The organism is Runella zeae DSM 19591 (assembly GCF_000423565.1).
Classification (GTDB): Bacteria; Bacteroidota; Bacteroidia; order Cytophagales; family Spirosomataceae; genus Runella; species Runella zeae.
The window spans coordinates 17,225-38,238 of sequence record NZ_KE384047.1 but is presented as its reverse complement, the minus strand read 5'-3'; the positions used below and the strand labels follow the sequence as shown (position 1 = coordinate 38,238).

Below are 21,014 nucleotides of genomic sequence, written 5' to 3'. Positions count from 1 at the left end.
GACTTCAAACCTCGCGGCGAAAGAAGCTTTGACAAGCCTTTCGACAAAAGAGACGATAGAGCAGAGCGTGATGACAGACCCGTTTTTAAGAAATCTTTTGACAAAGAAGGTTTTGAGCCAAGAACTGAAAAACGCCCTCGTACCAACGAAAGCTTTGAAAAAGCGCCTCAAAAAGACCGCGCTAAAGATGCTCAACGTCGTCGTGTAGGTGAGTTTGAAGAAGCACCTCGCTACAACTTCAAACGTGCGGAAGAGCAATACGCAAAAAAAATCCAGCCTAAAGACGACGACGGACTCGTCCGACTCAACAAGTACATCGCCAATGCTGGACTTTGCTCCAGAAGAGAAGCCGACGGACTTATTGAGACAGGCCAAATCACCATCAACGGTAAAGTAGTTACGGAAATGGGGTATAAAGTCAACCCTGGCGATGTAGTAAAATACGGTAACCGTGTCTTGAACCCCGAAAAAATGGTATATATTTTGGTCAATAAACCGAAAGACTATATCACTACGACCGACGACCCAGAAGGACGCCATACCGTGATGGAATTGATAGCAGGTGCTTGTACGGAGCGTATCTACCCCGTAGGCCGCTTAGACCGCAATACCACCGGGCTGTTGCTTCTTACAAACGACGGCGAATTAGCCGAGAAGCTCATGCACCCTTCTAACAATGTCCAAAAAATCTACCAAGTAGAATTGGACAAGCCTATTACGGCAGAAGACTTCGAGAAAATCAAAGAGGGTTTAGAACTGGAAGACGGCCCTATCAAGCCCGACGACTTAGCGGTGGTTACTCCCGATGCGATGGTAGTGGGCATCGAAATCCACAGTGGTCGCAACCGTATCGTACGCCGAATTTTTGAATCGCTTGGTTATGAAGTACTTAAACTCGACCGTACTGTATACGGCGGACTTAATAAAAAGGAGCTTCCTCGCGGCAAATGGCGCTTCCTCAACGAAAAAGAGGTAGTGAAGCTCAAGTATTTGTTGTAACATTAGTAAGTTTCACAAAAAATCTGGAGGGGCTGCCTTTCCAGATTTTTTTGTTTAAACATAACTTAAAACAGGCTTTGCAGATCCCAAAGCAATGATTCTTCTCCCCTTCCAATGTCCTCATTTTTAATCCAATAGAAAAATTATAGACATTTTTTTTAGGAAAATTGCAAAAAAATTTGCGAAACCGAATAGTTGCACATAAATTTGCAACCAATTGGTTTCATAAATACAAAAAGACAATGAGACGAGATATTTTCCAAGCCATCGCCGACCCCACAAGAAGAGCTATCATAGCACTCATCGCCTTACAAGCAATGACCCCCAACGCCATTGCTGAGCATTTTGACACGACTCGACAGGCTGTTTCGAAGCACTTGAAAATCCTCACTGAGTGCGAACTCATCAGGCAGCAGCATCAGGGGAGAGAGATTTACTACCAACTCGAAATTGAGAAAATGAAAGAAATAGATAAATGGCTCGAACAGTTCCGAAAGATTTGGGAAGACCGTTTCAACCAACTTGATGATTTATTATTAACGCTTAAAGACAAATAACACTCATGAAACCCAATCTGCAATTTGACTTTCTGGTTGACAAAACCACCAACGCTATCACCTTTAGAAGAGAATTCTCGGCACCTCGTCAGCTAGTATGGGATGCCTACACCAAGAGTGAGTTGCTAGATCAATGGTTTGCGCCTAAACCCTTCAAAGCCAAAACCAAATCAATGGATTTTAGCGAAGGAGGACGGTGGCTTTATGCCATGGTAGCCCCCGACGGAACCGAGTATTGGAGCATCTCCGACTTCCAGACTATCAAGCCTATTGATAATTTCACCGCCTTAGACGGATTTTGCGACGAAAACGGCGTTCTCAACCCCGAACTTCCACGCGCTAATTGGGATGTGACTTTCAGCGACAAAGGCGAAAATGCCTTGGTTGAGACGGTCATTATTTACAACTCACTCTCCGACTTAGAAGTAGTAATTCAGATGGGAATGGAAGAAGGCTTAGCCATGACCCTCGACAACCTAGACGAGTTTTTATTAACAATCAAATAATTTATCACGTAAAATTTTTAACAATCCTCAATCATTAACACCCATGAACACAACACAAATCACCGTTCAAGCAAACATTGCAACTGATATTGAAAAAACTTGGGATTTTTATACCCAACCCGAACACATCACAAAATGGAACTTTGCTTCTGATGATTGGCACTGCCCCAGTGCCTCCAACGATATGCAAGTAGGCGGAAAATACAGCGCCCGTATGGAAGCCAAAGACGGCAGTTGGGGTTTTGATTTTGAAGCTACGTATGACAAAATCACAGAAGGTGAGGGATTTACCTATACTATGCCCGACGGCAGAAAAGTAACCGTCACCTTCAAAAGTATTGACAACGGCACTCAAGTGACTACCGTTTTTGATGCCGAAACTCAAAATCCAGTAGAAATGCAGCAACAAGGTTGGCAGGCGATTTTGGATAATTTCAAAAAATACGCCGAAAGTCAAGCCTAATTATCCTCCTTCTGCAGAAGGCTGCGTAAGGGTATATTATAAATCTTCGGGTTTGTAATATACCCTTTTTTCATAAGGTTTATTACCGACGAAACTTTTGATTAGTTGTTAGCATGATTTTGGATGGAGTTACTACCAATACCTTGACTTTAATAATACTCGCTTCGGTGTAAATCTGGGCAGCCTTAAAGCTATGGAAATATCAAAATACTTGAATACTTTTGTATCTACTTGCAATGAGTAGTCATGCAAAACTACATTAGATATTGTTTTGTATTTTTAACGCCAAGTATTTAGGCCGAGGGCTAAAAATAGGAGAATATCACATGGACTAAAAAACCAATTCCCTAGGGTTTAATGTGCATTAAAACTCAGAAATAAAGCCATTTACGCCATCCTACTGCTTTCTTGACAACTGCCCAAGGGCATGAGGTTTGAGGAAATTCGGGATACATTAATTAAAACTGAAGTTGTCAAAAGTATTAGAATTTTACTGCTTGTATACCTTCAATAGACTAATAGCTAATTGATGGTTTGGTTTCTTTTAATTGTGTGAGATATGCTTACTTATTTAATAAAAGAAAGTGAAGGTAAAACCTATCATTTTAAAGCATCGATTTACAACAACGGTGTAGACATCATCCAAGGGGTATTTTATCATTGGCTCAGTAAATCGTGGGAAGGTTGTGGTAATTTAGAAAATGCACTTCTCAGAATAAAGACTCTAGTTGAAGAAAAAATCGAAGAAGGTTACAAAATCACTGACTATCGAGAAACTTTAGAAAATTCGGTGGATGTTTATAATCGCATCAAACGCCACATGGGAATAGAAGATTCCAAACCCCATAACGAATCTGACTCTAGCATATATACAGGATTTTTTTTAGGATGGCTCATCGACAACGAACTTATCAGTAATACATTCAGAAGTGATCACAATTGTGAAATCGAAGAGTTCAAAAAAAGAAAAATCACGGCCCCTAACCTTCTAGATACATGCTGTGACGGGATTTTGATGCTCGAAGATGTAAGCGAGCGAGGAAACCGTTTCGCGCTTCCCTACCTCAGCTTTGACTCAGGAAACTATTTGAATGACTTCAAAGCGCTTCTCTTGGCTGGAAAACCAAACCAATACAAAGTAGCCGATAATTGGTATAACTACGAAAGATTAAAAATAGCTATTAATAAACGTTTTGAAAATTGGGAAACACAAAAAGCAGAAAGAGCCTTCTGGAAGTGGTGGTAACCTTCCACTACTCCTTCATTTTTTTCTTGACCACATCTGCCGGATACCGAAGCGCTAGTTTCCTGATTTCGTAGCTAAAATCTTCAAAAGTTTCGCGCCACAAACGTGCTTCTTCAGGAGTATATTCATAAAACCCTTGGGCATTTAGTACTCCTTTAGCGCCGGCTTTTACGAGGTCGTCTATCAGAGGTGGTACATCCGTTCGATTGCTGAGGGTTGGAAAAAGCTCTTTTAGCACTGTATGATAAGCGGGTACTCCCGTCAAATCCATCCACCGAAAAGGCCCCACGAGGGTCATCCAATAGCCCGCATTGTTTCGGCAAGCCCTGTCTACATCTTCGACAGTAGCGTAGCCTTTTTCTACCAAATCAAAAGCTTCTCGGTACAAAGCATACATGAGACGGTTGGTAATAAAACCCCGAATGTCTTTTCGTACAAGGGTAGGTTCTTTTCCCCACCGATGCGAAAGTTCATAGAGCCATTCGCCCTTGCTGACATCGCTCAAATCACCACAAATCACTTCCAAAAATCGCGTAGTATGCGAGGGTTCAGCCCAGTGCAAGCCCAAAAAGCGCGTTGGATATTTGACTTCTTGCTGTAAAACACTGATAGGAATCGCCGAGGTATTGCTTGTAATCACCGTATCGACTGACACTACCGCTTCGATTTTTCCGTAAACCGCCCTTTTGATTTCTAAATTTTCGAGTGTACACTCAATCACCAACTCACAATCGGCCAAGGCACTATAATCTTCCGTGATTAGAAGTGAAGGCCAGTAGTAGCTTGGCTCAAAAGTAGTGAGCCCTTCTTGAAGCGATTTTTGTAAATGTTCTTCTATACGTGGTTTAGCGGTGGGAACATCCGTGGGTAGCGGGGCTATTGCCACTACTTTGTGGCCTGCCATCAAAAGACAGGTAGTAATGCTACACCCCATCAAACCTAGTCCTACCACTCCTACCGATACTTGATTAGTCATTTATGCTTTATTATCTATTGTAAAATATCTCTAATGCTTTTTTGTTAGCCTTACCAAGTCATTGACAACTTGGTAAGGCTAGCTGCTATCACTTACTCTTTTTTCGTAAAATCCTCTAAAATAGCCTGATACTCGTTGAGAAAAGTTTTGAACTCACGTTCTAATCTCGGCAAATCTTCGGCCAAAGTGCTTGTATCATTGGTTTTGAGTTTTCCTTCTCCTATGCGGGCTATCTCTGCTACACGTGCTACGCCTATGGTACCAGCACTTCCTTTGAGGGTATGCAGATTGCTTTTTACCGTAGCGATATCACCCTGTGCAAAAGCCGATAAAGCTTCTTCCACCAATTGGGTCGATTCGGTCACGAAGTCTTCAAAAATTGAACTGATGAGTTCCATGCCGCCAAGCCCAAGTAGCTGATTTACAATATCCAAATCCACAATAGGCAATTGTAAATCTTGCGCAATCACCTTTTGTTTGTTTCTCAAAACCGCCGTTTCTTTGATAGAAGTGCCTGTGTCTACGATTTCTTTTACTTTTTGAATCAATACTTGCGCCCGAATCGGTTTTGGCACATAGTCATCCATTCCTTGGCTCAAAAACCGCTCTCGGTCTTCTTTCATCGAATAGGCCGTCATTGCAATTACCGTCGGTAATTTACTCCCAAACTCATCGCGCAGGTTTTGGGTAGTTTCGATGCCGTCCATGTCGGGCATCTGAATATCCATAAATATCATATCATAGGGGCGCATATCTGCCCCATACGAAGCTCTCACATGAGCAATAGCTTGTTTGCCACTATCGGCGGTCTCGACCACACAGCCTGATTTTTTGAGGATTTCACTCGCTACTTTCCGGTTCACAAAGTTGTCGTCGACCAGCAATACATGAGGGTGATAAGTTTGAAAAAAGTTTTCTAAAACTATTTCTACATTTTCGGCTTTTTGTTGCGTAGGGCTTATCATCGTTTCTTTGGTTTCGAAAGTAAACCAAAACGTACTTCCTTTTCCTAGCTCCGACTCCACCCCGATTTCGCCTTTCATCAAACGGCACAACTCTTTCGAAATCACCAATCCTAACCCAGTTCCGCCAAAAGTTTTGCGCGAGGAGGTATCTACTTGACTAAAAGCATTGAAGAGTAGTTTTAAATTATCAGGCGTAATACCGATACCTGTATCTTTGACTTCTACTTTGATTTTGTGAAACCTTCCTTTTGTCCACACGGGCGTAATGTACAGGTTTACACCGCCGTTTTCGGTAAATTTAATGGCATTGGAAGTCAAATTTGATAAAATCTGCAATAATCTCGTCTGGTCGGCGATGATGTATTGGGGCAATCCTTCGGCCAAATGATAGCGCAAAGAATTGTTTTTGTTACGGGCAATCTGCGAAAACAAGGCGGTTAGTTTCTCAAAAATCTCTTCCAAGCTCACGGGAGCTTCGTTGAGGGCCATTTTGCCCGCCTCAATTTTTGACAAGTCCAAAATATCATTTAAGATATTGAGTAAAGTTTCGGACGAGCGCCTCATGGTCAAGATATAATCTTTTTGCTCGGGATTGAGCGGAGTACCATTGATGAGGTCAATCATGCCGATGATTCCATTCATGGGCGTCCGGATTTCGTGACTCATATTGGCCAAAAACCGCTCTTTTACTTTCAATGAGCGTTCGGCTTCTTCTTTGGCTTTGACAAGCTCTTCTTGGTTTCGCTTAAGCTCCGTAATATCACGCGCCAAGGCCGCCACAATAGGAGCGCCTTCTTCGTCTTCCAAAAGCAGCATATTAAACATAAACTGCCGAATAGTTCCGTCTTTGATTCGTAATTCAGCCTCAAAATTGCGCAAACTCTTATCGCGTCGAAGGCGTACGAGAGCCGCTCGGATACGTTGCAAATCCACAAAATAATCGGTCACATGCGTTCCAATAGCCTCCTCTACGGTATATCCTGTACGTTTCAGTACCGAAGGGCTAATCATCGTAATGCAACCCGTACGGTCGGTTCGGACATAAATATCTTGTAGGTTGACAAAAATTCCTCGGAATTTCTCCTCACTTTGCTGCATTGAAAGTTCTGCCAATTTGCGCGGAGTAATGTCACGAGCAACCCCCGACACTTCTTCGATAGGCTCTTGAGAAGTTTGAATGGGGTTCAAACTAAACTCCAGCCACAAATCTCCTTCACCATTTCGCGTCTCGATTTTGATTTCAAACGCTTGTGGGTGTCCCCTAAATGCTTGTCGATAGCGCTCTTCAAGCAAGCGGCGATTTTCGGGACTCATGAGTTGCCATCCCAACCGCTCCGTAGTAGTATTAAGAGCAGGTGTAGTACGAAGGTGTTGTTGGAGAAAAGCAGAGTAATTTTTATTAAAAGAAGTCAACTGAAGTGCCTTGTTGACCGACCATATCAGATAAGCACTACTATCAAAGATAGCGTTGAGTCGGGCCGTTTGACGATTCAGTTCCGCTTCGTTTTGCTTACGCGCTATGGCCAATGCCACTTGCCCCGAAATAAACTCCAACATCTCTAAGTTTCGAGGGCGATATTGGTTAGGATTAGTGTAAGACTTCACCCCGATGATCCCTGTCACTCTATCACCAATCCTCAAAGGGACGCAAAGCAGTACTTGGGGGATTTTCCCGTAAATATAAATACCTTGGCTTTCGGCCAATGCTTCAATGTCTTTTTGAAACAAAAACAAGGGTTTATTGGCCCGAATGGCGTATTCGGTGATACCATTCCCCAGTTTACGTTTTGTAAATCGGACGTTTCCCTTAAAATACTCGTCCACATAATAAGGGAAATACATGTAGCTTTTGGTAGGGTCATATAGGGCAATGAAGAAATTGCGGGCGTCTATTACCTTCCCTAATTCCTCATGGACTCGGGCATAAAACTCATCCAAATCGCGCGTTTTAATCGTCCAATTGGCAATACTATAATACAAGTTTTGCGAACGCTCCGCCCGGACTCGGCTAGTAGCATCGTGCAAAATACAACGAAAGGCGGTTGGTTTGCCGTTTTCGTAGCGGCAAGTTACACTTCCGTTAAGGTATATTTTTTTTCGTTGTTTATTCCAAAAAATCGTCTCAAAGTCAGGAATCGCTTCCCCTTCTTGGACCCGTCTTAAAAGATGCAATGTAGCATCCATGGCATCGGGCCAGATTACATCCTTGATATTGAGCGAAGCAAGTTCTTCTAATTCATAGCCCAATCGCTCCCTCCACACTCGATTGACAAACAAAAACTTTCCTTCCAAAGATACCAACTGAATCAAATCGCTGGTATTATCAATCAAGTCTTGCAACTGAGAATTTGATTTGTTAAGCGCAGTAGCAACGCGAAGCTTATTGGTGATGTCTTCGCCAATAATGGTAAAATCAGAAATTAAGCCATTCGTTTTATTTAAAATCAAAGAATTGACCTGTACGGTTCGGAGGTTTCTATTTTTAGCAATAAGTGAAATCTCTCTAAACTCCGCTAAGCTTCCGCGTTCGAGCGACTCTTTCAAAAATTTGGATACATCTTCTCTTTGTTCGTGAGCAAGCAAATCCTCAAAAAAATTAAACCTTTGAAGATCCTGAACACTCCAGCCTAGCATTCTCAACGTGTAAGCATTGGCATAGCGAATCGTCCCGTTGGGTTGGATGGTCAAGCCAAATAAGTTGAGTTGCTCGACAAAATTATCTGAGACATTGATTGAGGTGGTTTCCACTAATAATTCCGTTTTTTAGATAAATAAAACAAAGATAACACTCCTTCTACACCACAAGGTATTTTTCTTTAGCCTTATAAGCAAATAAGCCTAAGGCTTTACCATAGATGTAATCTAAAATAAACAGCTTCTCTATCCAGATTAGCGCAAGACTACTTACTTCTCAAAAAGCCATAAAAGTCTTGATTTGGTAAAAATAAAACTGCTGTAATTATCCAAAATCGGTGTACTTTCGTGCCGCAAAAGTATATTTAGGAGGTGAGTAGTTATCAGTTCATGGTTGAAGATATGCTGACTTTCAAGCCAAAACTTTTGAAAAAACACATGAAAGTAAAAGCTAAAAAACACTTAGGGCAGCATTTTTTGCGGGACTTGTATACTTCAGAGCGCATCGCTGATCTCTTATCAGGGCATGGCGGCTACGATACCGTACTCGAACTTGGCCCCGGTATGGGAGTGTTGACCCAATTTATCTTGCCCAAAACACAGTTTCAAACTTATGTGGTAGAAATTGACCGCGAATCGGTGGCTTATCTCAAAGCCCATTTCCCGGCTTTGGAAGGACGCATTATTGAAGGAGATTTTTTGCGGTTAAATTTGAATGAATGGCGAAATTTAAGTGCCATTCCAGCCGTTCCAAATTCCAACCCGACGTTTGCCCTTATTGGCAACTTTCCTTACAATATTTCTTCTCAGATTCTATTTAAGGCACTTGAATACCGAAATGTCATTCCCGAAATCGTCGGGATGTTTCAGAAAGAAGTGGCTATGCGGGTAGCTTCTCCTCCTGGCAAAAAAGACTACGGCATTTTGAGTGTGTTGTTGCAAGCTTTTTATGACATCGAATATGCCTTTTCGGTACCTCCTGAAGTTTTTGACCCTCCACCAAAGGTAAATTCGGGCGTTATAAGACTCAAACGCAACAGTGTACAAAGCCTCGACTGTGACGAAGCAATGTTTATCAAGGTGGTCAAAGCAGGTTTTAACCAACGCCGCAAAACCTTACGCAATGCCCTCAAACCATTAGGTATTCAGTTTGATCACTCTCTTTTGGACAAACGAGCCGAACAACTAGGAGTAGCCGAGTTTGTGCTACTCACTCAAAAGATGACCTCCTGACGATTTTGATTGACCATGACTTTTGAACTGACCAAAGAATTTATTGAAGCTTTAGAAATCCACATCGCAGAGCAAAACAATCAACAGTTGCTTGCAGAGATGGAAGAGCTTTATCCCGCCGATATTAGCAGTATTTTGTACGAGTTAAAGAGCGAATCGGCGCATTATTTGTTCAGTTTGCTTGATACTGAAATCGGAGCCGAAATCCTAGCCAACATCGCCCCTACTGAGAGGAAGGAATTTCTAACCAATTTTAATTCGCAAGAAATCGCGCGTTATATTGAAGTCTTTGACTCTGACGACGCCGTGGACCTGCTCAAAGAGCAGCCCATTCAAATCCGCGAAGAAGTCATTGGTCTCTTAAAAGACCGCGAACAAGCACGCTTTATCATTGATCTTCTTCCTTATGATGAAGACGTAGCGGGGGGGCTGATGCAAAAAGAATTGGTCAAAGCCAATGTGAATTGGACCGTCAATGAGTGCATCGAAGAAATCCGAAAACAAGCCGAAGATGTAGAAAAAGTATATGCGGTGTATGTGATAGACGATGACCAAACATTGCTAGGTCTGATTTCGTTGAAAAACTTGGTACTAGCCCGAAAAAACACCAAAATCGGCAACATTTACGACGAAGACATTCATTATATTGAGACCTTTCGTCCCGTAGAAGAAGTCGCTGAAATCATGCAACGATATGACTTAGAGGCAATTCCAGTCGTAAATATTCAGAAAAGACTGCTAGGCCGCATTACGATTGACGATATTCTGGACGTAATCACCGAAAAAGCCGAAGAAGACATTCAGGCCATCTCAGGGATCACGGGCGAGGTAGAAGAAGACGATAGCCTATGGGATCAGGTCAAGGCGCGTCTGCCTTGGCTCATTGTAGGGGTGATTGGAAGTTTGATGGCCGCCACGGTGATTCGTTTGTTTGAAGGAGAGCTTAGCCGTATTGCGGCATTGGCGATGTTTATTCCTATCATGGGCTCCACAGGGGGTAACGTAGGCATCCAAACCGCCTCGCTCATCGTGCAAGCCTTAGCCGACAAAACTGGCCTTGAAATCAGTTGGAAAGACCGTCTACTCAAAATCATCGTCATTGCAGCTCTCAACGGCCTCATTATCGGGTTATTGGCGGGGATATATGTCCTTATTTTCAGTCAGACTCAATTATTTTGGGTAGTAAGTCTCTCGCTGCTGATGGTGGTACTACTAGCTTCTTTTATGGGTACGGTCACTCCCCTAGTGCTCAATCGGTTTGGTATCAATCCCGCAGTGGCCTCGGGCCCATTTATCACGACGGCCAACGACCTCATCGGTATTGGGACTTATTTCTTGATTGCACATTTTTTACTGAAACTTTAGATCCCCAACATACTCTATTTCAAATAAGTAGGCTTGAAGCTGTGCATATACCACTTTTCCATTGGATAAGGGAAGCACCAACTCCATGTCTTTTTCGATGACTCCCGCAAGGACTTTGAAAGTCACCTCGTATTTTTCAAATTTATACTCATTGATCTCTTACCATCCTGCACCTTTGGCTTTGGTACGAATGCGGCACAGATACATATCGGCGGTGATGTATAAAGTAGAGCCGTCGTCGCCCCAGTTACAATTGGCCGTTGCTTCTCCTGTTTCGATTCTTCCTAGCAATTTACCCGCTGGAGTAATGATCAAAACGCCCCCCGGCCCCGTACACCACAGATTTCCTTTGGCATCCACTTTCAGTCCGTCAGGTAGGCCCGGAAGTCCCTGTTTTACCATAGAAGTAGCGTCAAAAAGCACTTTACCTTGAGCTAAAGAGCCGTCGGCGTTGACAGGGAATGCAATTATAATAGCGCGCTCAGGGTCAGATTGAGCCACATAGAGGATTTTCTCATCTGGCGAAAACGCCAACCCATTCGGACGAGTCATTTCTTTAGTAAGCAGGCTCACAACTCCATCTTTGCCAATGCGATATACCCCAAACCAATCTATTTCGCGCGTTGGGTCGTTTTGTTTTTTGGGCATACCATAAGGAGGATCCGTAAAGTAATAGGTTCCACTCGAATGCTGCACTACATCATTGGGGCTGTTGAAACGTTTTCCCTGAAAATTGTCGGCAAGGGTGCGTTTACCAGCGTCTGTTAAAGGCATGGCAGAGATACGCCGGTCGCCATGTTCGGCAGAGACGAGTCGCCCTTGACGGTCGATAATGAGGCCATTGCTTCCTGGCTCATCTCCGTAGGTGCCAGCACCTGTAAATCCCGAAGGCTTAAGAAAAGTACTAAGTCCTTCTTTGGTACTCCACTTGAAGACGGTATTTTGAGGAACATCCGAAAACAGCAAATAGCTTCCTTGTTTGCTCCAAACGGGTCCTTCTGACCACGTAAAGCCCGATGCCAAAACTTCTATTTTAGCGTCGGGAGCAACAAGCTCATCAAGTTGTGGGTCGTTACGTACAATCTTACCAATAGTAGGATAACTTGATTGAGCCACCACAGCAGAAGCGTACATTAATAAGCTCCCTACCAATAGCTTACTGATTTTCATAAAAAGCAAGGTTTAGTTTTATATGATACATAAAGAAGCTTGGCAGGACGGTTTAATACCTTCTCAGGCAAAATTTGTCATAATTGTTTAAAAGTAAAAAACACCGCCCCGACAAAACTATTACTTTGACAACGCCTTTGATATCCCTCTCTCAGTAGGTAAACGTCGAATCTAAAAAATCTTACTTCTTACTCACAAACTGATTATTTTTTATATAAAATCGGTACGGTAAATCTGCCCCTTGGGTGATTCCAATACGGGTGGTAGTTACCACTTCAAAATGAGAGGAAGAGGGTTCATTAATATAAAGTGAGCCTTCTGTTAGATGAGTGGCATTATGGGCTACCAAAGAAATGCCCATCGCTTGTACCAATTTCCCAGGGCCATTGCATAATTGTTTTAAAGATATGTGAGTGTTCATTCCTTCGACCGTTTTTGTTTTTTTGATCGCCCTCCTCATTTGCATCAAATCAACCCCTCTGGTTGGCTCAAGTGCGCGAATAAGCACGGCTTCGCCCATTCCTTCTTCGGCACTGACTACGTTGATACAATGGTACATTCCGTAAATCAAATAAACATACACCGAACCTGCCGCACCAAACATGGCGGCATTGCGAGCAGTCTTACGACGATAAGCATGACAAGCGGGGTCGCCCGTAATGTATGCTTCGGTTTCGACGATTATACCAGCCGTTTGACCTTCGGAACTATCGTGTACAAGTTCACAGCCCAACAATCGCTGTGCGAGGGTAATGGTATCATACTTTTGATAAAATGCGGCGTCTAATCTTTGCATTTTTTGCTAAATTTGGTAGTTTTTCTCTGAAAGGGTATGATGCGGTCTCTATTTGGTTTGATGTTATTTGTCAGTTTGAGCTATGCACCTCTTAGGGCTCAACGAATTTATGGAGGGCAAATAGACCGCCAAATTCTAAATACTACACTGCCTTATTCTTATGGCGTTGTCTGTACTTTTTTTACTGATAAAGCCGCTTACAATATCCTTCCTGACAATTTGCGATTGGGAATATATCGCAAAAGAGACAATCAATTGATACGCGAATTTTCGGCTACCAAAAGCGCCTCCCCAAACCAAAGCAAAACCGCTACCTCTTGCGACCGAAGCTCCAATGTAGAGTATATTTTTGTAAAATACACCGAAAACCTCATTCTTACGCCCCAAGTTTTCAACGACCCAGAGGGGTATTACATCGTCAATGCGCCCGTGGGTCCCCGCAATTCCGCCGACAATATTACCTCATCCGACATAGTATTGTATCATTGGTTTTCACCCCAGTATCTCTGGGAGTATTTTGACCCCGCCGAAGCTGGCAAAACTGCCCCTCAATGGCTACCCGATTCATTCAATTTTTTTTGTAACAACGCCGAAAGTAATTTTAGCTTAATGGTGGTATCTGACCCACAAAAAACGGGGCTTACTTCCCATAATTTTAATCTATCACTCACCAATAAAGCCCCACTAACTTCTAACCCTAACGGCTCCGTTCCCTATCAAAACGCCCAATGGAAAACTGGATTTTCGGAAAATCAAATGTTGCCTGGCGGTAATTTTGTTGTTCCACAACCGCCCGTTATTTTTTCATCCCAAGGCCAAGCCAATCTCGTCGTTTCGGCACGGCCAACTCGTACAGGTGTTTTTTCGGTGGGATTTTTGCTACGCCATAGCCGGGCTGGGATTCTTTTGAGCGAAATCTACCGTGAATATCAGATTCAAGTGGAGGAATGTCTGCCACCACCCCCAGCCACTATCCGGCTGAGCGAAGTAGGAAATCCCCAAACCATAGCTTCTTCTAAAATATGCGAAGGGAAATCGGTGCAGCTCAATGCAGGAGCGGGTCAGCCTAACGTCAAGTATGAATGGTTTAAGAACAACACCCTTATCCCCAATCAAAACGACTCAGTGCTAGTGGTCGCCGAAGAAGGTTCCTATAAAGTGGTGTTGACCAAAACTGGTGCGTGCTTTACGTCTACTTCCCCCACGACGGCTATCCTTCTGGTGCCCAATCCTCAAGTCACTGTCTCATCTACAATAGCCGGAGGGATATTGTGTCCCAATGACTCTCTCAAATTTACTACGCTCGTTTCAGAACCGTTGGTAAGATACCAATGGTTTCGCAACAATACTTTACTTACTACTACTACCGCTACTTATGTCGCTACCCAAGCAGGAATTTACTCAGTGAAAGTAATTGACCAAAATCTGTGCGTTGGAGAATCTAGTCCTTATGTGGTTTCGCTTGGTCAAAATCAGCCCATTACCTTCCATCCGATTCCCTCCCGATGTGTTAGTGATACCACCGCTATCCCTCTAATAGGCTCTCCATTGGGTGGTTTATTTAGTGGAAAAGGAGTAATAGGCGAAAAATTTTACCCACACAAAGCTGGGGCAGGTATTCACGAACTTTCTTATCGTTTCGACAATCCAAATTTTTGTGTCATTGGAGCAACTAACCAAACCGCCGAAGTATGGGCACTCCCTACAGTCGACCTAGGCAATGACCAATTTATTTCCCAAGACGCGAGTATTCAACTTAATTCTAATGGAAATTTGGGCGTAGGTTATACTTACCAATGGTCTCCACCTCAAGGTCTTGATGATACTTCTGCGCCTTCCCCTATTGCTTCTCCCGAAATTACCACTGAATATCAGCTCCGCATCACTGATAGTCACAACTGCACTGCCACCGACTCTGTATTGATTGGTATCATCAGAGGTATTAGCATTCCTGATGTTTTTACGCCCAATGGAGACGGCATCAACGACACTTGGGTATTGCGCGGCGCTGAAGAATATCCCGAGGCGGAGATTATGGTTTTTGACCGCTGGGGTTCACTGGTTTATTACCAAACAGGAAGTAAACAAGTAGCTTTTGATGGTACCTATCAAAGCAAATCCCTGCCTGTAGGTGTCTATGTCTACACAATCAAAACTGAGCCGCAAGCCAGTCATACTTATCGCGGACATGTATTGTTGTTGAGATAAAAACGAGCTGGATGCTGGAAATTCATTTGCCAACCCCTAACTTGCTCTAAAATTCTGATTCTATTTCATCTATCGTTATGAGACTTTTTTGGTGGCTTTTGGGAGTGGCGTATATGATGATGTCAAAAGGACATACCCAAACACCTCGGATTTATGGTGGTTTTTTGGCTGATTATGCTATTGCCAATACCCCCTCAAGTACGGGGCAGTTTTACAATACACATCAGTTTAAAGCAACTTATTTTGTGGCTACGGAGGATTTGTTGCAGATGCCCCCGTTCTTAGATTTGAATATTTTTAACAACAACAACGCCCTTATATCTTCAACCCGAACCGGGGGAATTATCCAAAATGGAGTTCTCACACCACAACCTAACTCTAGCGTTGAAGCCTCTCAACCATATATATATACTTCTGTTTGTGGACAAAATATTTCTTTAACAAAAATTACTTACACTTTTTCAACTTTAGATTTTTATAATCTTTCTTATAATGAAATAGGCGGATATTATGCCGAGACAATCCCTATTGGTCAGCGCATCAATGTCACTAACCTGACCCAAGCCAACCCTCCTGTAGTGCTAAGATTGGAAATAGGCCCTGCTGATTTGGTTGAATACCGGGCAAGTCATACTCATACGCCTGTGGCCAATCCCATAGCTTTAGGTAATTTTGAAGTTTGCAATGGCCAAAATATTGATTTTCCTAGCCCTATTTTTAAATTGGGAACTCCTCCCAGCCCTAATCTCACCCTTAAATACTCCTTTGCAACCCCTCGCTCCAATACTCCTCTCACCTATCGCTCAGGGTTTTCGGCCCAAAATTTCACTTCTAATACCGCCGCCCCTTTATCGATAGACCCTAACACAGGACGAATCACAGGACGCGCACAACAGCCAGGGACTTACGTGTATGTAATCCGAGCAGAGGCTTATCAGGGCAATACCAAATACAGCGCTATTGAGTATGAGTTTGTATTATCAGTGATTGACTGTCGCCCAAACGAAAAACCAAGCATTACGATCTCCAAAGTCGGTCAGCCGCAGGTTTTGATTTCGTCAACTGTATGCGAAGACAGCACCCTCCAACTCAACCTCAAAGGATTTTCAAGAGGCGGTTCGTTACAATGGCTACGCAATGGAAATCTACTAGCCGGAAAGACGGATTCGGTATTGGTCGTTGCCGCAGGGCAGGGAGGTCGGTATAGCTGCACCGTAACGCTCGCCAACGCTTGCCCCCCGTCTATTTCATCCGACACGATTTCGATAGTAGTCATGCCCAAACCTTCAATTAATATTGGGCTTTCCACGGCGTCAGGTCGCATATGTGAGGGGCAGAGGCTTACCCTCACCGCCAACTCCAACGCGGCATCTCCTGTATACCAATGGTTTAAAAATGGCAGCCTTATCCCAAACGCGTCGGCGTCTTATTTTGAAACAGGCGAAACAGGTACTTATGCCGTGAGAGTAACAGGCGTGACCAATTGTTCTAACCTATCTTCTCCACAAGCCGTGACTATTATTCCTTCACCGACAGCGCGCATCACGGCCCCCTCCAATTTCGTCTGTGAAGGCAATACCCTGACTTTGTCTGCTCCCCTTGCTCCCAATCATACCTACGAGTGGCGTCGAAACAATCAGCCCTACGTAGGGGTCAATCAGTCAAGCATCGCCGCAGGAGATGAGGGTAATTATACCGTTAAAGTTTCTTCTCCAGAAGGATGTTTTGCCGAATCAAGTGTTTTTATTCTCAAAAAAGCAGCACTTCCATCTGTAAACATTTCGTCGACCGCCAACGAGTTGTGCGAAGACGCAACCCTCACTTTAACCGCCTCAGGAAACCAACTCAAGACCTTTGTTTGGACTCGCAACAATCAGCCTATCAGCGGCGCCACTCAAAATAAAATCAGTGTAAGGGAAAGTGGCAGCTACCGAGTCACCGTCACTGATACCAACCAATGTCAAACAATCTCTTCGCCCTTTCAAGTCACTCAAATTCCTAGCATTGTAATACAGCTCGATTCTATTCCTCCCTTTTGTGGCGTTTCGCAGCCCGCAGTATTGCTCAGTGCAAGTCCTACAGGAGGGACTTTTGCGGGCAAAGGCGTGGTCAACAATACTTTTGACCCTGCCAAAGCAGGGCTTGGTTCGCACGAAATCACGTATACCATTGCGAGCTCACTTGCTTGCCAAAGTGGTAAAGCTACCCGCACTGTGATCATCAATGCTCCTCCTAACGTAACCTTGGTAAATACTCGCAGTATCTCTCAAGGTGAAGCCCTGAAACTCGACGGAGATATAGGCTCAAATGTTAAATATGAATGGACACCACCTATCTATATCGATGATAGTCAAAGTGCACACCCCACAGTTAATCCTCCCAAAACTACCACTTATACCCTAAAAGTAACTGACGATAAGGGCTGTAGTGCTCAAGATTCAATTACGGTCTATGTAATGTCTCGTATTTATATTCCTGACGTCTTTACGCCTAATGGCGACGGCCACAATGATGTATGGGAAATCAACGGTCTTGAAGATTATCCAGAAGCAGAAGTGAAGGTTTTTGACCGTTGGGGAAATCTCGTTTTTTTATCCAACAAAACCTCCGTTCGCTCATTTGATGGCACTTATTTGGGCACCCCCCTTCCGGAAGGCAATTATGTATATCTTATCCAATCACCCCAAAACAAACACGAATACCGAGGCAAGCTACTTATTTTGAGATAAATGGCAATCCACCTAAGCCAGAAGCTCCATGATATCTTCTTTGGTTAACGACTTTACAAAACTCTCTTCGGTGGTAATGAGATCGTTGAAGAGTTTTTGCTTGCTACGCTGCAAATCCAAGATTTTTTCTTCTACGGAGTTTTTGGTGATAAACTTATACGTAAACACCGTACGCTGCTGTCCAATCCGATGGGCACGGTCTACGGCTTGGGCTTCGATAGCCGGATTCCACCAAGGATCCAGAATAAACACATAATCAGCGGCCGTAAGATTCAACCCTAATCCGCCCGCTTTCATCGAAATCAAAAATATCCTGACGTCCTCATTTTGTTGAAAAAAAGCGACTTGCCCTTGGCGGTCGTGCGTAGAGCCATCTAAGTAGGCATATACGATTTCTTTTCCGTCCAAATAATGCCGCAAGATGTTGAGGTGCTTAACAAATTGGCTAAAAATCAAAACTTTATGATTTCCTTTTAACAATTCCTCCAACTTTGATTGTATCTCTTCCAATTTCCCTGACTCTCCTTCGTAGCCCTCATCAATCATGCGGGGATGATTGGCTAGCTGTCGCAATTTGGTCAAGCCTTGCAGTACAATCATCTGCGATTTGGCCATTCCCGCTTCTTCAATCTGTTCTAAAATATGATTTCGATAGTAAGATTTGGTCTCTTCGTAGCGTTGTTCTTGTTCTTCGACCATTTGGCAATAGTGTACGCTCTCCACTTTGGGAGGAAGGTCAAGGGCCACTTGCGACTTGTGACGACGAAGCAAAAAAGGCTTAATGAGTGAATACAATTTTTTGGTCCGTTGCTCGTCATGCTGCTTTTCGATAGGGAGCTGAAAATGATTTCGGAAATAAGATTGACTTCCCAACAACCCCGGATTTGCGAAGGTCATTTGGGTCCATAAATCCATCGTTGTGTTTTCGAGCGGTGTGCCGGTAAGCAATAGCCGATACTTAGACTGCAACTGCATCACGGCTTTTGTAATGTGTGAAGAAGGGTTTTTGATAGCCTGTGCCTCGTCCAATATGATATAATGGAAGGTGTATTGTTGCAACAATTCAATATCAATGCGCACAATCCCGTAAGAGGTCAGCACCAAATCATAGCCGTCAAAGTGATGCAGATTTTTGTCACGATACGTACCTGTATAAACCAATACTCGCATGTAGGGCGTAAACCGCTTGGCTTCTAGTTCCCAATTGTACAGCAAAGAGGTGGGCATGATAAGCAACGACGGTCTATCTGCGCCTTGTTCTTTTTGGTATTGCAGCATTGCCAAGGTAGTGACGGTTTTGCCCAAACCCATGTCGTCGGCTAAGCAGCCACCAAATCGGTAACTACTCAAAAAATTGAGCCAATCATAACCCGCTTTTTGGTAGGGTCGTAGGCTCCCTACAAATCCTTCAGGTAAAGGATTTTCGTCTATTTCCTCAAAATCCTTCAATTTTTCTAGTCTACGGTTCATGAGTACCTTTGCCAAGCTGTCTTCGGCATATTCTTGCACAAGGGCCAAATGATGCTTTCGAAGCGTAAGCTTTTGGCTATCAGGATCGTATTCTGCAAAGGCAAACAGTTCGTTGTACTTAGTAAGCCAAACCTCAGGAATCACCGCAATCTGCCCATTGGGAAGCGCAAATTCCTTTTTTCGAGCCAAAATCAGATTTTTGAGTTTTACAAACGGGATTTCGTACTCACCAAATCGTACCTTCGCGTATACATCAAACCAATCGTGGGCTTCTTCAAAAGCGATGTCAATGGAGGAATATCCCAAAAAATATTGTTTAGGATTGGTGGCATTTTGCCTTACCACAAACCCTGCCTCTTCCAACTCAAAATGATGCGATCTCAACCACTCAAATGCTTCGGCTTTGGGCAATACACAATGCCCTTGGCGCATTTCTAGCCCCTGCTCTTTTAGCCAAAATATCTTCGATTTTTCGATCTGTATATTACGCTTTACTTTATGAAAAATATAACTATTGTCTTTTTTTTCTAAGCTCACATTGGCTTGCGCCGCAAAGCTGTCGAATTTAAAAGAAAAATTGCCATACTGAAACATCAGCTCCAACGTCACCTGAAGATTGTCGTCTTCATCAGGGTGGTTATCAGCCTTTTCGCCTTGAAAAAGTGAAGACTCTACCACCTTTTGCTGCTCTGTCAAACTCAATACAGGCACTAATTCGGCCCGCTCATGCCGTATTTCAAATCCATCAGCATAGACCTCGTAAGACGCCACCAGAGGAGTTACAAAACGCTGAAAATATTGTTCTTCCACATTGCGAGGAATCACGATGTGGTTTTTGGTAAGAAAGGGGCGAATTTTTTTACCGTCTACGTTTTTATCAAAATGATAAAGCTTGTTGTCAACCAACAACCAAGCCGGCTCATCACACACCAAAAACGCATTTTGACGCCATAAGGTAAGGCGCTCTCCGTTGTGTTTGATGATAGGATAATAATGCGTATTTTCTTCTTTTCTGGCAAAATGGAAATAAACACGTGCACTGCCTTGCATCTGCTCAATAGGCATCCAAGCGGGGTTGTTGTCATTGCCCATTATATATATACGTGTGGCAGGCAGTTTTTCCAAAATCGCGGCTTTGATCGACTCCAGGTAGCCACCGATGGCTTCTTGGATAAGTTTATCTCCTTTTTGGGGGTCATATACTTTCAAAAAAAAATCGATTGCTGTGAGTTTCTTAGGATTGAATTTTTTTAGAATAGCTTCTTGCTGAATCGCTTCGATGGATTTGACCAGCTCCGCATCTCCTTCTTCTAAACCAGCCGCAAATTCAGTTACATTTTTGGTAGAAAGTATCTGATTGAGCAAGGTCAATTCTCCTTTGCTATTGACCTGCACCACATACGACCCAAACAAATACCCTAAATACTCATGTTGGAAAAGGGAATAAATAATCTTAAAAGGCTGACTAGAAGATACTTTCATAAAACCAAAACAATCACTACGAACGAAACAGTGTATAGAAAAAGAGTCTTTATTTTTTTTGAACAACTTCAAATATAACAAAATACCCGTAATTTTCCAAAACTCCTTCCAATAGCAAAAAGGGTGGCCTAGACCACCCTTTCAATATTATCATAGGTTGTTTGTGAGAAAAGTCTGCTTGCAGAACATTTTGCAAATATCAGCAAAAAATAATC

Annotated in this window: 15 protein-coding genes; 9 read left to right on the top strand and 6 right to left on the bottom strand. The window is 43.2% G+C overall.

Annotated features, from left to right (window positions below):
- The 5 genes from G563_RS36450 to G563_RS0132200 form a co-directional block, all read left to right on the top strand.
- A partial coding sequence (locus G563_RS36450) for a pseudouridine synthase (protein ID WP_157585780.1) occupies positions 1 to 999 on the top strand: 999 nt, incomplete at its 5' end.
- 242 nt (positions 1,000 to 1,241) lie between these two features.
- Positions 1,242 to 1,556: an ArsR/SmtB family transcription factor gene (locus tag G563_RS0132215; protein WP_028668967.1), complete on the top strand. Its 315-nt coding sequence runs from the start codon at positions 1,242 to 1,244 to the stop codon at positions 1,554 to 1,556.
- A 5-nt stretch (positions 1,557 to 1,561) separates the two neighbouring features.
- A complete protein-coding gene (locus G563_RS0132210) occupies positions 1,562 to 2,062 on the top strand; it encodes an SRPBCC family protein (protein ID WP_028668966.1) in 501 nt (166 codons plus the stop codon).
- Positions 2,063 to 2,105: 43 nt separating this feature from the next.
- A complete protein-coding gene (locus G563_RS0132205) occupies positions 2,106 to 2,525 on the top strand; it encodes an SRPBCC family protein (RefSeq protein WP_028668965.1) in 420 nt (139 codons plus the stop codon).
- 559 nt (positions 2,526 to 3,084) lie between these two features.
- Positions 3,085 to 3,771, top strand: coding sequence for a DUF7832 domain-containing protein (locus G563_RS0132200; protein ID WP_028668964.1), 687 nt, complete (start codon positions 3,085 to 3,087; stop codon positions 3,769 to 3,771).
- A 7-nt stretch (positions 3,772 to 3,778) separates the two neighbouring features.
- Here the strand turns inward: G563_RS0132200 and G563_RS0132195 are convergent, their stop codons facing one another.
- On the bottom strand, positions 3,779 to 4,747 hold the full coding sequence (locus G563_RS0132195; RefSeq protein WP_028668963.1) for a 3-hydroxyacyl-CoA dehydrogenase family protein: 969 nt from the start codon (positions 4,745 to 4,747) through the stop codon (positions 3,779 to 3,781).
- Between the two features lie 92 nt (positions 4,748 to 4,839).
- Positions 4,840 to 8,460 (bottom strand): PAS domain S-box protein, encoded by a 3,621-nt coding sequence (locus tag G563_RS0132190; protein ID WP_028668962.1) that lies wholly within the window; start codon positions 8,458 to 8,460, stop codon positions 4,840 to 4,842.
- A gap of 324 nt (positions 8,461 to 8,784) precedes the next feature.
- Here G563_RS0132190 and rsmA point away from each other — a divergent pair, with 324 nt between their 5' ends.
- Together rsmA and mgtE are read left to right on the top strand one after the other, a co-directional pair.
- Complete coding sequence (gene rsmA, locus G563_RS0132185; protein WP_028668961.1) at positions 8,785 to 9,579, top strand: 16S rRNA (adenine(1518)-N(6)/adenine(1519)-N(6))-dimethyltransferase RsmA; 795 nt, start codon at positions 8,785 to 8,787, stop codon at positions 9,577 to 9,579.
- A 15-nt stretch (positions 9,580 to 9,594) separates the two neighbouring features.
- Positions 9,595 to 10,944 carry a magnesium transporter gene (gene mgtE, locus G563_RS0132180; RefSeq protein WP_028668960.1) on the top strand — a complete coding sequence of 450 codons (1,350 nt, stop codon included), beginning with the start codon at positions 9,595 to 9,597 and terminating at the stop codon, positions 10,942 to 10,944.
- Here the strand turns inward: mgtE and G563_RS38340 are convergent.
- The 3 genes from G563_RS38340 to G563_RS0132165 form a co-directional block, all read right to left on the bottom strand.
- Positions 10,930 to 11,070 (bottom strand): hypothetical protein, encoded by a 141-nt coding sequence (locus G563_RS38340; protein ID WP_157585775.1) that lies wholly within the window; start codon positions 11,068 to 11,070, stop codon positions 10,930 to 10,932. The two genes, mgtE and G563_RS38340, sit on opposite strands and share 15 nt — an antisense overlap.
- A gap of 33 nt (positions 11,071 to 11,103) precedes the next feature.
- A complete protein-coding gene (locus tag G563_RS0132170; protein WP_028668959.1) occupies positions 11,104 to 12,114 on the bottom strand; it encodes an SMP-30/gluconolactonase/LRE family protein in 1,011 nt (336 codons plus the stop codon).
- Between the two features lie 181 nt (positions 12,115 to 12,295).
- The gene (locus G563_RS0132165; RefSeq protein ID WP_028668958.1) at positions 12,296 to 12,910 is read right to left on the bottom strand and encodes a DNA-3-methyladenine glycosylase; all 615 of its coding nucleotides are present in this window, start codon (positions 12,908 to 12,910) and stop codon (positions 12,296 to 12,298) included.
- Between the two features lie 36 nt (positions 12,911 to 12,946).
- On the opposite strand from G563_RS0132165, the gene G563_RS0132160 reads away from it, so the two are divergent.
- Positions 12,947 to 15,118, top strand: coding sequence for a T9SS type B sorting domain-containing protein (locus G563_RS0132160; RefSeq protein WP_028668957.1), 2,172 nt, complete (start codon positions 12,947 to 12,949; stop codon positions 15,116 to 15,118).
- A 77-nt stretch (positions 15,119 to 15,195) separates the two neighbouring features.
- A complete protein-coding gene (locus G563_RS0132155; protein WP_028668956.1) occupies positions 15,196 to 17,847 on the top strand; it encodes a T9SS type B sorting domain-containing protein in 2,652 nt (883 codons plus the stop codon).
- Between the two features lie 12 nt (positions 17,848 to 17,859).
- Here the strand turns inward: G563_RS0132155 and G563_RS0132150 are convergent, their stop codons facing one another.
- Positions 17,860 to 20,799, bottom strand: a complete 2,940-nt coding sequence (locus G563_RS0132150; protein ID WP_028668955.1) for a DEAD/DEAH box helicase — start codon at positions 20,797 to 20,799, stop codon at positions 17,860 to 17,862.
- Positions 20,800 to 21,014: the final 215 nt, after the last annotated feature.